Source organism: Citromicrobium bathyomarinum, from assembly GCF_038594605.1.
Taxonomy (GTDB): domain Bacteria; phylum Pseudomonadota; class Alphaproteobacteria; order Sphingomonadales; family Sphingomonadaceae; genus Alteriqipengyuania; species Alteriqipengyuania bathyomarina_B.
Map to the genome: position 1 here is coordinate 662,649 of NZ_JBCFZM010000001.1, position 13,720 is coordinate 676,368.

The window sequence follows — 13,720 nt, forward strand, 5'->3', positions numbered from 1 at the left end:
AGGGCCTGTGCCGGATATAAAAGACCAGCAATTCGGACATCCTGACGGACCTGTCGCGCCCTTGGGTGCGGCGGGCCCGCCTCGTCCCGAAACCACGCGCGCCGACGAAGAGCCTTTGGGTTCCTTGTTCGACGACGCCTATGCGCTTTACGAGGATGGCCGGACTTATGTGGAGGCGGAAGTCGCCTTCCAGAAATCGCGGGCAAGTTACGCCTCGCGAGAAGGTATCTCGGGAATCATCTTTGCGCTCGGTGCGCTTGCGTTTCTTCACCTGGCGCTGATCGGCCTGGTGGTGGGGCTCATAATAGCACTCGGCCCGATTCTCGGCGCGTTCGGTGCGACCGCTGCGGTGGTCGGTGCCCTGCTGCTGATGATGGCCGTCGTCGGTCTGGTCGCCCGCTCGCGCTTCAAACACGTGAGTAACGCGTTCAAGGATTCCGGCGGCGAAAGGACGAGCTCATGAACCCGCACCTTCGCCAGATGGAAGAAGACCGCGCGCTGCGCGATGCCGCACGCGGGCTCGTGAAGAACGATATCGCGCATCTGAAGGGCGACGTGGAGGAAAAGGGCATTGTCGCCCGGATCGCGAGTTCGGCCATGATGGGTGTCGGCGATATCGTTGGAGAAGGCATAGAGCTCGCAGAGCGGCACAAGCCAGCATCCTACGGCCTCGGCGCAGTTTTCGCGGTCGTCCTCGGCTCGTGGGCCTTGGGCGGCGGCGGATCGGACGAATCCGACGACGAGGACTATGCGTGGGACGAAAAGGACTGATCCTGCGTTCCTGCCCGGAACTCACGCGGCCCTGCGGCGCTTCATATATGACGCACCCATACGAATTTGGAGACCAAGCATGAGCACCCAGGAACAGCGCGACGAATTGCGCCGCAAGATCGAAGCGAGCGAGCGCCGCAACGAAGAACGCAGCTATGCCGACATCGCGCGCGAGGCGACCGACGACGCAGTCGAATTCGTCAAGGCCCATCCGATCCTTACCGTCAGCGTGGTCGCGCTGGTCGGTCTCGCGCTCGGTTCGCGCACTTCGAAAGGTCGCGAGCTCACCGGTCGCGCGATCGGCTTCGCCGATCACCTCACCGATCTGGGCATGGCTTATGCCAGCGGCATGGCCGGCAAGATGACCGATGCAACGCGCCATGGCGGCGATCGCCTGGTCGATTTCGGTGACGATGTTGCTTTCGGCAGCCGTGCCGCACGCCGCAACGCAGCCTATTTCGCGGAACGTCAGAAGGACGCCGCGCGCCACGCCGGACGTCGCGCTGCGCGCAAGACCGGTCGTGGATATCGCGATCTCAAATCGGCGCTCCCGTTCTGATCGATCGCGTCGAAAAGCGCACGAATCACAAGGGCTCGCCCTTGTAACAAGGCCCGCTCGCGCTAAGGCGTGCGGGCCTTTTTCATATCCGAATTCCAAATTCCATGGAGCAGTCTCCCATGTCCCACACCACCGAAAACAATGTCCACGAAACCACCAGCCCCCAGCTCCTCCACCTCGTGATGGGCGGACGGGTCAAGGATCCGCGCTCGGTCGAGTTCCACGATCCCGAAAGCATCCATGTCGTCGGCGTGTTCAGCAGTTACGAGCAGGCCGAGGAAGCATGGCGTGCCAATGCCCAGCGGACGGTCGACGATGCGGAGATGAAGTATGTCATCGTGCACATCCACAAGCTGCTCGAGCCCGAGGCCTGAGCATACGCCCGCAGGCTATCGCCTTCGCACCTATCGTGAGGGCGACGCCCCTGCCCTCGCTGCAATTACCGCCGCCGCCATCGAGGCGGTCGGCAGGCGACGCTATTCGCCCGAGCAGGTCGCGGCGTGGGCCGCGCGCCATCCGGGGCCCGAGCGCTTCGTCGAGCGCATCGCGCAGGGGCATCTGATCTGGATCATCGCGAATGCGCGGGACGAGCCTGTGGCCTATGCCTTGCTTGAGCCCGAAACCGAGGATGGAGGGCATCTCGACATGCTCTATTGCCACCCCGCACATACGCGGAACGGGCTGGCCGACCGCTTGCTATCCCAGGCAGAGCAGCACGCGAGGGGCCTGAACCTTGCGCGCCTCTATACCGAAGCGAGCGACCTTGCCCGCCCCGCGTTCGAGCGCGCGGGCTATCGGGTCACGCACCGGCGCGACTTTGCGATCGAGCACGCGGGCAAACGCGTCCCGATCCACAATCATGCAATGGAGAAGGTGCTGGCCTGACGCGGCTTCCCCGTTCTGGCCGACAACCTCAGATGAATTCGATCTTGTCGACGAGGTAGAACTTGTCGCCCGAAGGGACCGTTACCTCGACCTCCTCGCCCACCTTCTTGCCGATCAGTGCACGGCTGAGCGGAGAATTGTAAGAGATGCGGCCCGATTTCGCGTCCGATTCGGTCTGGCCGACGATCTGGTATTTCACCGGCTTATCGTCCTCGTCGAGCAGCGTCACGGTCGCGCCGAACACCACCTTGTCGCCCGACAGGGTCGACGGATCGATGATCTGCGCGCGGGTCACCCGGTCCTCGATCTCGGCGATCTGCGCCTCGACCTGACCCTGGCGTTCCTTCGCGGCGTGATATTCGGCGTTTTCCGAAAGATCGCCATGTGCACGCGCTTCTTCAATCGCGTCGACGATTTTCGGACGTTCCGCGCGCAGGGCTTTCAAGTCGGTTGTTAGCCGCTCGTAACCTTCTGCCAGCATCGGAACTTTTTCCATTGGGTACCCCCGATCTATCCTGTTGGCCTGCCCGGCGCCCTTGCCCGAAAGTCCCGTTTCCACCGCACCCTTGCGGGGCGGACGTGGCGAACAGGAGTTTTCGGGGAGAAGAACTGCCGTCAGGTCGCAGAATAATAGGATTGGAGAGACCGAACTTCAAGCGGCTGCGACGTCAGCGCGGTGATCGCTTCCACAGCAGCGCGTCCGGCCGAGGCTGTGGTGAAGTACGGAACCTTGTGTTCCAGCGCGCCCGCGCGGATCGACTGGCTGTCACGCAGGCTCTGCCAGCCTTCGGTCGTGTTGAGGATCAGGTCGATCTCGCCGTCGATGATCCGGTCCACGATATGCGGGCGGCCCTGCGCCACCTTGTTGACCTGCGTGACCGGCAGGCCCTGGTCCGCGATGTAATCGTGCGTGCCGCCGGTCGCGACGATTTCGAAGCCGGCATCCACCAGTCCTCGAACCGCCTCGATAATCACCGGCTTGTCGCTATCCTTGACCGAAACGAACGCACGCCCGCTGCGCGGCAGGATCATCCCCGCGCCCAGCTGTGCCTTCGCGAAGGCCATCGCGAAATCGCGGTCGAGACCCATCACTTCGCCGGTCGATTTCATTTCGGGCGACAGGACCGGGTCCACCCCGGGGAAGCGGCCCCACGGGAACACGGCTTCCTTCACCGCAACGTAATCCAGCTCGCGCGTGATTGCGGGCAGGTCGGCCAGCTTCTCGCCCGCCATGATCCGCGCGGCATATTTCGCGATCGGCTGGCCGATGGTCTTGGCGACGAAAGGCACGGTGCGGCTGGCACGCGGATTGACCTCAATCAGATATATCTCGTCATCCTTCACCGCGAATTGCGCATTCATCAGGCCGACGACCTTGAGTTCGCGGGCCAGCGCCTCGGACTGGCGCTCGATTTCCTCGACGACTTCGGCGCTGAGCGAATAGGGCGGCAGCGTGCAGGCGGAATCGCCCGAGTGGACGCCCGCTTCCTCGACATGCTGCATAACGCCCGCGACCACGATATCCGCGCCGTCGCACAGGACATCCACGTCGCATTCGATCGCATCGCGCAGGTATTGGTCGACCAGCACCGGACTATCGCCCGACACCTTGACCGCGCTGGCGATGTAGTCGTCCAGCTGGGCTTCGGAATCGACCACCTGCATCGCGCTGCCACCCAGGACGTAGGACGGGCGCAGCAGGACCGGATAACCGATGGTGCGCGCCGCGGCGGCGGCTTCGTCGCGGCTCTTGGCGATCCCGTTCTCGGGCTGCTTGAGCTTCAGCTTGTTGACCAGCTTGGCAAACCGCTCGCGGTCTTCGGCGAGGTCGATTGCATCGGGGCTGGTGCCGAGGATCGGGATCCCCTCGTCCTCCAGCGCCTGCGCCAGCTTGAGCGGGGTCTGCCCGCCATACTGGACGATAACGCCGACCAGCTCGCCCTTCACCATCTCGCGGTTGAGGATTTCGAGCACGTCCTCCGCCGTCAGCGGCTCGAAATAGAGCCGGTCGGAAGTGTCGTAATCGGTGCTGACGGTTTCCGGGTTGCAGTTGACCATGATTGTCTCGAACCCGGCCTCGCTCAGCGCGAAGCAGGCGTGGACGCAGCAATAGTCGAACTCGATGCCCTGCCCGATCCGGTTCGGCCCGCCGCCCAGGATCACGATCTTGCGGCGGTCGGAAGGATCGGATTCGTCCGCAGGTGCGCCGAAGGCCGGGGCCTCGTAGGTCGAATACATGTAGGGCGTGGCGGCCTCGAATTCGGCCGCGCAGCTGTCGATCCGCTTGTAGACCGGCAACACGCCGAGCTTGTGGCGCAACTGACGCACTTCCGCCGCACTGGTCGCGCCCGCCATCGCCTGCATCGCATCGTGCAGCAGGCCCGAGCGTGCGGCGACCGCACCGCGCGCCGCGCCGACCGAGTCCACTGCCAGCCTGGCGAGCTGCGCGTCGGAGAAGCCCAGCGCCTTCAGCCTGCGCAGCTCCGCCGCATCGCGCGGCAGGCCGTTGTCGCCGACGGTCTTTTCGGCCTCCACGATCGCTTCGATCTGCCGCAGGAACCACGGATCGAAGGTCGTCGTCTCGCGGATCGTTTCGAAGGGCAGTCCGGCACGGAACGCCTGCCCGATGCCGAGCAGGCGCGAAGGCGTGCGGCGGCTGATCGCGGCGAGAATCTCGTCGTGGCTGGCATCTTCCAGCTCCTCGACCGGGTCGAGCCCGTCCAGACCGGTTTCCAGCCCGCGCAGTGCCTTCTGCAGGCTCTCGGCAAAGCTGCGACCGATCGCCATGACCTCGCCGACCGATTTCATCGCGGTCGAGAGCAGCGGTTCGGCGCCCTTGAACTTCTCGAAGGCGAAGCGCGGGATCTTGGTGACGACGTAGTCGATGGTCGGCTCGAAGCTGGCCGGGGTCGCGCCGGTGATCTCGTTGGTGATCTCGTCGAGCGTGTAGCCCACTGCCAGCTTCGCCGCGACGCGTGCAATGGGGAAGCCGGTGGCCTTGGAGGCAAGCGCCGAGGACCTCGAAACACGCGGGTTCATCTCGATCACGATCAGGCGGCCGTTCTCCGGATTGACGGCGAACTGCACGTTCGAGCCGCCCGTCTCCACCCCGATCTCGCGCAGCACAGCAATGCTGGCGGAGCGCATGATCTGGTATTCCTTGTCGGTCAGCGTCAGCGCGGGCGCGACGGTGATCGAATCGCCGGTGTGGACGCCCATCGGATCGACATTCTCGATCGCGCAGATGATGATCGCGTTGTCCTTGCGATCCCGGACAACCTCCATCTCGTATTCTTTCCAGCCGAGCAGCGATTCCTCGATCAGCACTTCGGTGGTGGGCGATGCATCGAGCCCTTCGCGCACGATCCGCTCGAATTCGGACTTGTTGTAGGCGATCCCGCCGCCGGTCCCGCCCAGGGTGAAGCTCGGGCGAATGATCGCGGGCAGGCCGGTGTCGTCGAGCGCGTCGAAGCTGCGCTGGACGGCCGATGCGACATAGCGTTCCTTGCGCCGCTGCTCGCCGCGCCGCCATTCGGTTTCGAACGTCTCGAGCTCTTCGCCCGAGAGCCCGGCGACGCGCTGGCGGTATTCGTCACGGTCGGCCTGCACCAGATCGTCGGCATTGATCGTGCGCGAGCGCGCGCTTTCGAGCCCGATCTTGTCCATCGCCTCGCGGAAGCGCTGGCGGTTCTCCGCCTTGTCGATCGCGTCTGCATCCGCGCCGATCATCTGCACCCCGTGCCGCTCCAGCGCGCCGCTTTCGAACAGCTTGAGCGCGCAGTTGAGCGCGGTCTGCCCGCCCATCGTCGGCAGCAGCGCGTCGGGCTTTTCCTTGGCGATGATCTTCTCGACCACCTCCGGAGTGATCGGCTCGATATAGGTCGCGTCGGCGAACTCGGGATCGGTCATGATCGTCGCCGGGTTCGAATTGACGAGGATGACGCGATAGCCCTCCTCCTTCAGCGCCTTGATCGCCTGCGTGCCCGAGTAATCGAACTCGCACGCCTGCCCGATGATAATGGGCCCCGCGCCGATGACGAGGATAGAGGAAATGTCAGTGCGTTTGGGCATTATTGAGGAATCCCAAGGTGTATGGCTAGCGCAGTTAGTAAGGAGGTGGCGAGAGACCCTATAAGCTCATTTTCGTAGCGCTTAGCTAAGAAAGTCAGAGCGTTCACAAGCGTCACCTGAATTGAATAAAGTCTGAAAACGCCCTCATCGATGAGTGCTCTGCCCGCCTTGAGTTGCCCTACGATCAAGTTCCGAAATCCATCTGGACCATCAATCGAATTGAGCGATTCAACCTCATCGACCAAAGTTTTTATCTCGTCATCGAGTTCAGAGATTTGATTATGATCAAGCCGAACAATTCTATCGGAGGCTGGCGCTTGGGTATTTAACTCTTCAAGCGCGCGAAAATCCTCCTCTGCTTTCTCATTCTGAAGATCATTCGACGGGTATATTTGACCGTCTTCAGCAGCTATTTTCTTTAGCGCCCTAGCCAGGGCCTCCGGGCCAGGTGATCCGATTCTGTTAAGACGATTCGCGACTTCATGTTTCGACAAAAATGCGTCAACGGCGGCATCTTTTTTGCTTACGATGAGTTTGAAAAGCCTGTCTGAATACTCATCCCCATCGAATATTATACCACCACCTTTTTCTAAAACATCAAAAATATCATCGACAGATTTTCGATATGCATGAGATGATATTATCAGGTTTTCCTTCGCGAAGGCGCGAAAGGCGATTTCACGGGAAATATCGTCATATTGATCATAAAAAATCCATTGAGTGCCAATCTGCTGGTCGAACTCAGTTGATCTAATATACCGTGCTATAACGTATTCGAGATACTGTTCCTTCACCCCAGCATCCCCACAAACTTCTCGAACAGGTAGAAGCTGTCCTGCGGCCCCGGCGACGCCTCGGGGTGATACTGCACGCCAAACGCCCGCTTGCCCTTGATCGCGATGCCGCAATTGGTGCCGTCGAACAGCGAGACGTGCGTCTGCTCGACATTCGCGGGCAGCGTGTCGCCGTCGACGGCGAAGCCGTGGTTCATGCTGGTGATCTCGACCAGACCGGTATGCTCGCCCCAGCCCTCGCCGACGCGCTGGACGGGGTGGTTCGCGCCGCGGTGGCCCTGGAACATTTTCGACGTTTTCGCGCCCGCCGCGAGGCCGAGGAGCTGGTGGCCGAGGCAGATGCCGAAGATCGGAATATCGCGCTCCAGCAGGCCCTGGATCACCGGCACCGCATAGGCGCCGGTCGCAGCCGGATCGCCCGGGCCGTTGGAGAGGAACACGCCATCGGGTTCCAGCGCCAGCACATCCTCCAGCGAAGTCTCCGCAGGCACCACCGTCACCCGCGCGCCCGCACGGACCAGCTGGCGGAAGATATTGTCCTTCGCGCCATAATCGATCGCGACCACGTGCGGCTTGTCCGCCGCGCTGTCGCCATAACCCTTGCCCAGTTCCCAGTGGCCGCCGCGCCAGCCTTCGTGCGCCTTGCGCGATACGCGGCGGGCAAGGTCCATGCCCTCCAGCCCCGGCCAGTCGCGCGCCTTCTCAAGCAAGGCATCGAGGTCGAACACACCGTCTGCGCTGTGCGCGATCACTGCGTTGGGTGCGCCGTTGAGGCGGATGAGGCGCGTCAACGCGCGCGTATCGACGCCAGCCAGCCCGATCTTGCCCTCGTCCTTCAGCCAGGTGTCGAGATCGACTTCGGAGCGGAAATTGCTCGGCCCCGTGGGCACTTCGCGCATGACGCAGCCGAGCGCGCTTTCCACCTTGCTCTCGATATCCTCCGGGTTCGCGCCGACATTGCCGATATGCGGGAAGGTGAAGGTGACGATCTGGCCGGCATAGCTCGGGTCGGTCATCACTTCCTGATAGCCCGTCATCGCGGTGTTGAAGCACACCTCGCCCACCGCGCTGCCTTCCGCCCCGCAGCCAATGCCCCACAATGCCGTTCCGTCGGCCAGAAGCAGCAGACCCGTCGCGCCTTCAGGCTGCGCAGGAGTGATCTCGGCTGAAGCCATGGGCCTGTCCGTTCCTTAAGTCGTTTCCAGCGATGTGCGCTAAGCCATCCGGCTAGGCCTGAGGCCCCCGCCCGTCAAGCGCACACAGCCCTCTTCGCCCACAGGAACATTTGTTATATCCGCACGTCTGTTGATTAACACGCAAGGATAAATGGAACACCATGATACGCGACACGATTCAGAAGGAAACGATCGCCGCAATGAAGGGCGGCAACAAGGAGCGTACGGCCACGCTCCGCCTGATTCAGGCCAAGATCAAGGATCGCGATATCGAGCTGCGCACTACGGAAAAGAAGGGCGAGGATGACGAGATCGTCACCGACGTGCTCCTCAAGATGGCCAAGCAGCGCAAGGAATCGATCCAGATGTACCGCGACGGCGGGCGCGAAGAGCTTGCCGCGCAGGAAGAAGCCGAGCTGGCGGTGATCGAGGAATTCCTGCCCAAGCAGATGGACGAAGCCGAAACGCGCGCCGCGATCGACCAGGTAAAGACCGATGTCGGCGCAACCAGTATCAAGGATATGGGCAAGGTCATGGCCGAACTGAAGGATCGCCACGGCGCGACGCTCGACATGAGCCGCACCAGCGGGTGGGTGAAGGAATCGCTGCAATGATCCGCACGCTCGCCTGCTGCTCGCTCGTGCTCGCACTGGCGGCCTGCTCGGGCGAGCCCGAGGATGCCGATGCGACCCCCTCGCCCACCGCCAGCGCCACCACCGATGCGCCCTCCGATCCGCGCACTCTGGTCGCCGCCGATTTCGGCGAGCTTGAACTTGGCGCGAAGATCGAAGGGCCAGTGGGCCCGGAAGTCGAGGCGTCGATCATCGTCGATGGTCGCTCGATCGGTGATATCGTCAGCTACGTCGCCTGCCCTGCCGAATATGACGAGTGCGATCCGGAGGATATGCCCGAGGGCACGGTCTATACCTATGTGCACACCGTCCGCCCCGGGGTCGACGATCCCAACGATCCGCCGTTCATGCGCCCGGTCGGGCTCGACGAAGTGGAAGCGGCCACATTGTTCGAAACCGTGCGCGAGGCGCGCGGGTTCACCGGCGCGATCGGCTTCGACCGCAAGCAGGTTGAAGAAGCGCTCGGCCCCGATGGCACGATCCGCGTGCAGGATGATAATGGCGCGCTTGCTTGGCGAATCGTCGGCGGCGATGGCTGGTCGACGGGCGAACCGATTACCTTCTTCTGGCAGAGTACCATGGCGCCGACCGGCCCCGCAGAAGCGTTTGCGCTGCGCGCCGACCAAAAGATCGCCATGGCCTCCGGCCCCTTCCCCGGCGAAGAAGACGATGAGCCCTGATCGGTCTTGTGGACCATGCTGTGGACCGCGCGATTAATGGCGAAATCGGCTCTGGTGAAGCAGCGACACCGGCACTAGGCTGCTAGGCGCGATGGCGCTTTCCCCACAATGGCTCGATCAGTTGCGGACGCGTGTGACGCTGTCCACCGTCGTCATGCGGACGACCAAGCTGCAGCGCGCCGGGCGCGAATGGCGGGCATGCTGCCCGTTCCATGACGAAAAGACGCCCAGCTTCTACGTCAACGACCAGAAGGGCTTCTACCACTGCTTCGGCTGCGGCGCGCATGGCGACGTGATCCGCTGGATGACCGACCAGCGCGGGCTGCAATTCATGGATGCGGTGAAAGAGCTGGCAGCGCAGGCGGGCATGGAGATGCCCGCACCCGATCCGCAACAGGCGAAGCGAGCGAAGAAGCGCGCCGGACTGCACGATGCGATGGGCGCGGCGCAGGAATTTTTCGTCCGCGAGCTGGCAGGGCCGCGCGGCTCTCAGGCGCGCGATTATCTCGACAAGCGTGGCTTCTCGCCCGCTATCATGCGCGAATTCGGCTTCGGCTATGCCCCAGACGAGCGACAGGCGATGGCACAGGCGCTCGGTTCGCTCCCGCCGCAATTGCTGGTCGAGGGCGGACTGCGTATCGCAATCGACGGGAAGGACCCCTACGACCGCTTCCGCGACCGCCTGATGCTGCCGATCCACGACGTGCGCGGCCGCGTGATCGCCTTCGGGGGGCGCATTCTTTCGGCAAAGGAAGGCGCGCCCAAGTACCTCAATTCGCCCGAGACGCCGCTGTTCGACAAGGGGCGCACGCTCTACAATATCCACCGCGCCAGCGCGGCCGCGCGCAAGGCAGACCGCATCATCGTGGTCGAAGGCTATATGGACGTGATCGCGCTCGCCAATGCGGGGCTCGCCGAAGCCGTCGCCCCGCTCGGCACCGCGCTGACCGAGAACCACATTGCCGAGCTGTGGCGCCACGCCCCCTCCCCGATCCTGTGCTTCGACGGCGATGCGGCGGGCCAGCGTGCGGTGCGTCGCGCAATCGAGCGATCGCTCCCGCTGCTGCATCCCGGCCACACGCTGAGAATCGCCTGGCTGCCCTCGGGGCTCGATCCGGACGATCTCATCAAGGCCAAAGGTGTTGCAGCATTCGAACAGGTCATCGAAAATGCGCAGCCGCTGCTCGAGGCTCTGTGGACGCTGGAGGCGCGCGCCGTGCCGCTCGACACGCCCGAGGCGAAGGCGGGCCTGAAGGCGCGGCTGATGACGCATATCGAGACGATCGAAGACGGCGATGTGCGCGCGCTCTACCGTCGCGATCTGCTCGACAGGTTTTCCGCCTTCGCCTTCCCTCCGCGCCAGAAAGGCGGCGGAAAACAGCCGTTTCAGCCGCGCAAACAGTGGAAGCGCGACGCGCCCGAACCGCTCTCGCCGGAGCTTGCGCGCAAGCTCGCCAACCTTGCGCAAGGCGGCGCGCGCCAGCGTCTGCTGGCCGAAGTGATGGGGCAGCTGGCGGCCTTTCCGGAGCTGATCGAGCCGCATCGCGACGCCCTGAACGAACTCGGCGAAATCGATCCGGCGACGATTTCTTTGCTCGATCCGGTGATGGAGCGCGCACAAACGCTTGAAGCCGACGACAAAACGACCATATTCGACCCGCGCTGGGGCTCCCGGTCCGCTGAACAATCCGCACCCGGCTTGCCTCGACAAGCCACAGATGCAGCGACCGCGCGCGAAGACCTGGCCGAAGCCATCGAGTTGCTGGTCGAAGGGCCGGCGCTGGAAAAGGCACTGGCCGCCGCGACGGAGCGTTTCGAACACGATCCAGAAGGCGCGTTCGCCGAACAGCAGCGACTGCTCAAGCGGAAGCTGGCATTCGACGCTCGTTTGGGCCAGATGGCAGCGAGGCGGATCGCGCGAGCGACACCGGCAACAGATTTAAAAGCCGCGGCGGCTCCTCCCGAAGACGGGGAACGCATCGGCCAGGAAACGGATTAGCAAGGCCCTATGGCGTCCGAAGCGAAGACCAAAGACACCGAAGATGCTCCCCTGATCGACCTTAACGAGGCCTCGATCAAGAAGCTCATCACCAAGGCTAAGAAACGTGGTTACGTCACCTATGACGAACTTAACGAGGCTTTGCCGCAAGGCGAGATGAGTTCGGACCAGATCGAGGACATCCAGGCCGCGATTTCCGAAATGGGCGTGCAGATCGTCGAATCGGACGACGAGGTCGAGGCCGAGAAGGACGAGGTCGAGGAAATCGCACCCGATTCATCGGCCAAGAAAGATGCCAAGCCTGCCGCCGCAGCGACCAAGAAGACCGTCGATGCCCGGACCGACGATCCGGTGCGCATGTATCTGCGCGAAATGGGCGCAGTCGAACTGCTCAGCCGCGAGGGCGAAATCGCCATCGCCAAGCGGATCGAGGCCGGGCGCGACACTATGATCATCGGGCTGTGCGAAAGCCCGATCACCTTCCACGCCATCATCCAGTGGTCTGACGCGCTCAACGAAGGCGAGATGCAGCTGCGCGAGATCCTCGATCTCGATGCCATGCTCTCCAAGGAACCTCCCGTCGACAAGATGGAAGAGGAGAACGAGGACGATTCGGGCGAGATTTCGGAAGAGACCGCCGGGCCGACCATTCGAGACGACGACGAGGATGAAGACGAGTCCGAAGACGGCGACGAAGAAGGCGACGGCGAAAGCAAGCGCCGCGACGACGAAGAAGAAGAAGACAACACGATGTCGCTGGCCCAGATGGAGGCCGCGCTCAAGCCCGACGCGCTGGAACGTTTCGCGCGCATCACCGACCTGTTCAAGAAGTTCGAGAAGCTGCAGGGCGAACGCGTCGATACGCTGGGCCGTGGCGATGCCTTCCCGGCTGCCAAGGAAAAGAAGTACGAGGACCTGCGCGAACAGCTGACGGCGGAAGTCGAAAGCGTGCAGTTCCACGCGACCAAGATCGAATTCCTGGTCGACAATCTTTACGCCTTCAACCGGCGCCTGACCGCGCTCGGCGGCCAGATGCTGCGCCTGGCCGAGCGTCACAAGATCAAGCGGATCGACTTCCTCGATGCCTATCTCGGCAACGAGCTGGACGACGAATGGCTCACCAGCCGGACGAAAGATAAAAAGTGGGCCGCGTTCGCCGAGGGCGAAAGCGATTCGATCGAGCGTATCCGACAGGAAATCGGCGATATCGCCAGCCAGACCGGCATGGCGCTGCCCGAATTCCGCCGGATCGTGAACATGGTCCAGAAGGCGGAGCGCGAGGCGCGCATCGCCAAGAAGGAAATGGTCGAGGCGAACCTGCGTCTCGTGATTTCCATTGCCAAGAAATACACCAACCGCGGGCTGCAATTCCTGGATTTGATTCAGGAAGGGAACATCGGCCTGATGAAGGCGGTCGACAAGTTCGAGTACCGCCGCGGTTACAAGTTCAGCACCTATGCGACGTGGTGGATCCGTCAGGCGATCACCCGCTCGATCGCCGACCAGGCGCGCACGATCCGCATCCCTGTTCACATGATCGAGACGATCAACAAGCTGGTTCGGACTTCCCGCCAGTTCCTCCACGAGCAGGGCCGCGAGCCTACGCCCGAGGAAATGGCCGAGCGTCTTTCGATGCCGCTCGAAAAGGTTCGCAAGGTGATGAAGATCGCCAAGGAACCGATCAGCCTCGAGACGCCGATCGGCGACGAGGAAGACAGCCACCTGGGCGATTTCATCGAGGACAAGAACGCGATTATCCCCGTCGACGCCGCGATCCAGTCGAACCTCAAGGAAACCGTCACCCGCGTGCTCGCCTCGCTCACCCCGCGCGAGGAACGCGTGCTGCGCATGCGCTTTGGCATCGGGATGAACACCGATCACACGCTGGAAGAAGTTGGCCAGCAGTTCTCGGTGACGCGCGAGCGTATCCGCCAGATCGAAGCAAAGGCGCTGCGCAAGCTCAAGCACCCCTCGCGCTCCCGCAAGATGCGCAGCTTCCTCGATCAGTAGACCGGGTACTGCGGCCACGGCGTGAAGGGGCTTCGGCCATGGCGATACTGAAAGCGCAGTTGAAACGACAACTGCGCTCCGCCCAGAGATGGTTTCCCTTTTTGCGCGGGGCCAAATTCTCCGCGTGGAATTTTGCGACCCGCC

Annotated in this window: 13 protein-coding genes; 9 read left to right on the forward strand and 4 right to left on the reverse strand. The window is 62.8% G+C overall.

Annotation, left to right across the window (positions count from 1 at the left end):
* Window positions 1-124: 124 nt before the first annotated feature.
* The 5 genes from AAG612_RS03205 to AAG612_RS03225 all read left to right on the forward strand — a co-directional run bounded on the left by AAG612_RS03205 (window position 125) and on the right by AAG612_RS03225 (window position 2,215).
* Window positions 125-463 (forward strand): phage holin family protein, encoded by a 339-nt coding sequence (locus tag AAG612_RS03205; protein ID WP_342507141.1) that lies wholly within the window; start codon window positions 125-127, stop codon window positions 461-463.
* Window positions 460-771 carry a hypothetical protein gene (locus AAG612_RS03210; RefSeq protein WP_342507142.1) on the forward strand — a complete coding sequence of 104 codons (312 nt, stop codon included), beginning with the start codon at window positions 460-462 and terminating at the stop codon, window positions 769-771. The genes AAG612_RS03205 and AAG612_RS03210 overlap by 4 nt, the downstream gene beginning before the upstream one ends.
* A gap of 79 nt (window positions 772-850) precedes the next feature.
* On the forward strand, window positions 851-1,330 hold the full coding sequence (locus tag AAG612_RS03215; protein WP_342507143.1) for a hypothetical protein: 480 nt from the start codon (window positions 851-853) through the stop codon (window positions 1,328-1,330).
* Between the two features lie 119 nt (window positions 1,331-1,449).
* Window positions 1,450-1,704, forward strand: a complete 255-nt coding sequence (locus AAG612_RS03220; protein WP_342507145.1) for a DUF4170 domain-containing protein — start codon at window positions 1,450-1,452, stop codon at window positions 1,702-1,704.
* Window positions 1,661-2,215, forward strand: a complete 555-nt coding sequence (locus AAG612_RS03225; RefSeq protein ID WP_342507146.1) for a GNAT family N-acetyltransferase — start codon at window positions 1,661-1,663, stop codon at window positions 2,213-2,215. The genes AAG612_RS03220 and AAG612_RS03225 overlap by 44 nt, the downstream gene beginning before the upstream one ends.
* 28 nt (window positions 2,216-2,243) lie before the next feature.
* Here the strand turns inward: AAG612_RS03225 and greA are convergent, their stop codons facing one another.
* From greA to carA, 4 genes are all read right to left on the reverse strand, one after another.
* Complete coding sequence (greA, locus tag AAG612_RS03230; RefSeq protein WP_342507148.1) at window positions 2,244-2,711, reverse strand: transcription elongation factor GreA; 468 nt, start codon at window positions 2,709-2,711, stop codon at window positions 2,244-2,246.
* A 119-nt stretch (window positions 2,712-2,830) separates the two neighbouring features.
* Window positions 2,831-6,286 (reverse strand): carbamoyl-phosphate synthase large subunit, encoded by a 3,456-nt coding sequence (gene carB, locus AAG612_RS03235; RefSeq protein ID WP_342507150.1) that lies wholly within the window; start codon window positions 6,284-6,286, stop codon window positions 2,831-2,833.
* Window positions 6,286-7,080, reverse strand: coding sequence for a hypothetical protein (locus AAG612_RS03240; protein ID WP_342507151.1), 795 nt, complete (start codon window positions 7,078-7,080; stop codon window positions 6,286-6,288). Before AAG612_RS03240 ends, carB begins: the two co-directional genes overlap by 1 nt.
* A complete protein-coding gene (gene carA, locus AAG612_RS03245; protein ID WP_342507152.1) occupies window positions 7,077-8,255 on the reverse strand; it encodes a glutamine-hydrolyzing carbamoyl-phosphate synthase small subunit in 1,179 nt (392 codons plus the stop codon). Before carA ends, AAG612_RS03240 begins: the two co-directional genes overlap by 4 nt.
* A gap of 161 nt (window positions 8,256-8,416) precedes the next feature.
* Here carA and AAG612_RS03250 point away from each other — a divergent pair, with 161 nt between their 5' ends.
* The 4 genes from AAG612_RS03250 (at window position 8,417) to rpoD (ending at window position 13,576) form a co-directional block, all read left to right on the forward strand.
* A complete protein-coding gene (locus AAG612_RS03250) occupies window positions 8,417-8,869 on the forward strand; it encodes a GatB/YqeY domain-containing protein (RefSeq protein WP_342507154.1) in 453 nt (150 codons plus the stop codon).
* Complete coding sequence (locus AAG612_RS03255) at window positions 8,866-9,567, forward strand: hypothetical protein (RefSeq protein ID WP_342507156.1); 702 nt, start codon at window positions 8,866-8,868, stop codon at window positions 9,565-9,567. Before AAG612_RS03250 ends, AAG612_RS03255 begins: the two co-directional genes overlap by 4 nt.
* Before the next feature lie 91 nt (window positions 9,568-9,658).
* A complete protein-coding gene (gene dnaG / locus AAG612_RS03260; RefSeq protein ID WP_342507158.1) occupies window positions 9,659-11,566 on the forward strand; it encodes a DNA primase in 1,908 nt (635 codons plus the stop codon).
* Between the two features lie 9 nt (window positions 11,567-11,575).
* Window positions 11,576-13,576 carry an RNA polymerase sigma factor RpoD gene (gene rpoD / locus AAG612_RS03265; protein ID WP_342507159.1) on the forward strand — a complete coding sequence of 667 codons (2,001 nt, stop codon included), beginning with the start codon at window positions 11,576-11,578 and terminating at the stop codon, window positions 13,574-13,576.
* Window positions 13,577-13,720 lie beyond the last annotated feature (144 nt).

What these genes read in the sequence shown, in the direction of transcription:
- AAG612_RS03225 (WP_342507146.1), top strand. Translation starts at nt 1,661, where the DNA reads ATGTCATCGTGCACATCCACAAGCTGCTCGAGCCCGAGGCCTGAGCAT.
- AAG612_RS03215 (WP_342507143.1), top strand. Translation starts at nt 851, where the DNA reads ATGAGCACCCAGGAACAGCGCGACGAATTGCGCCGCAAGATCGAAGCG.
- dnaG (WP_342507158.1), top strand. Translation starts at nt 9,659, where the DNA reads ATGGCGCTTTCCCCACAATGGCTCGATCAGTTGCGGACGCGTGTGACG.
- greA (WP_342507148.1), bottom strand. Translation starts at nt 2,711, where the DNA reads ATGGAAAAAGTTCCGATGCTGGCAGAAGGTTACGAGCGGCTAACAACC.
- AAG612_RS03250 (WP_342507154.1), top strand. Translation starts at nt 8,417, where the DNA reads ATGATACGCGACACGATTCAGAAGGAAACGATCGCCGCAATGAAGGGC.
- AAG612_RS03220 (WP_342507145.1), top strand. Translation starts at nt 1,450, where the DNA reads ATGTCCCACACCACCGAAAACAATGTCCACGAAACCACCAGCCCCCAG.
- carB (WP_342507150.1), bottom strand. Translation starts at nt 6,286, where the DNA reads ATGCCCAAACGCACTGACATTTCCTCTATCCTCGTCATCGGCGCGGGG.
- carA (WP_342507152.1), bottom strand. Translation starts at nt 8,255, where the DNA reads ATGGCTTCAGCCGAGATCACTCCTGCGCAGCCTGAAGGCGCGACGGGT.
- rpoD (WP_342507159.1), top strand. Translation starts at nt 11,576, where the DNA reads ATGGCGTCCGAAGCGAAGACCAAAGACACCGAAGATGCTCCCCTGATC.
- AAG612_RS03255 (WP_342507156.1), top strand. Translation starts at nt 8,866, where the DNA reads ATGATCCGCACGCTCGCCTGCTGCTCGCTCGTGCTCGCACTGGCGGCC.
- AAG612_RS03210 (WP_342507142.1), top strand. Translation starts at nt 460, where the DNA reads ATGAACCCGCACCTTCGCCAGATGGAAGAAGACCGCGCGCTGCGCGAT.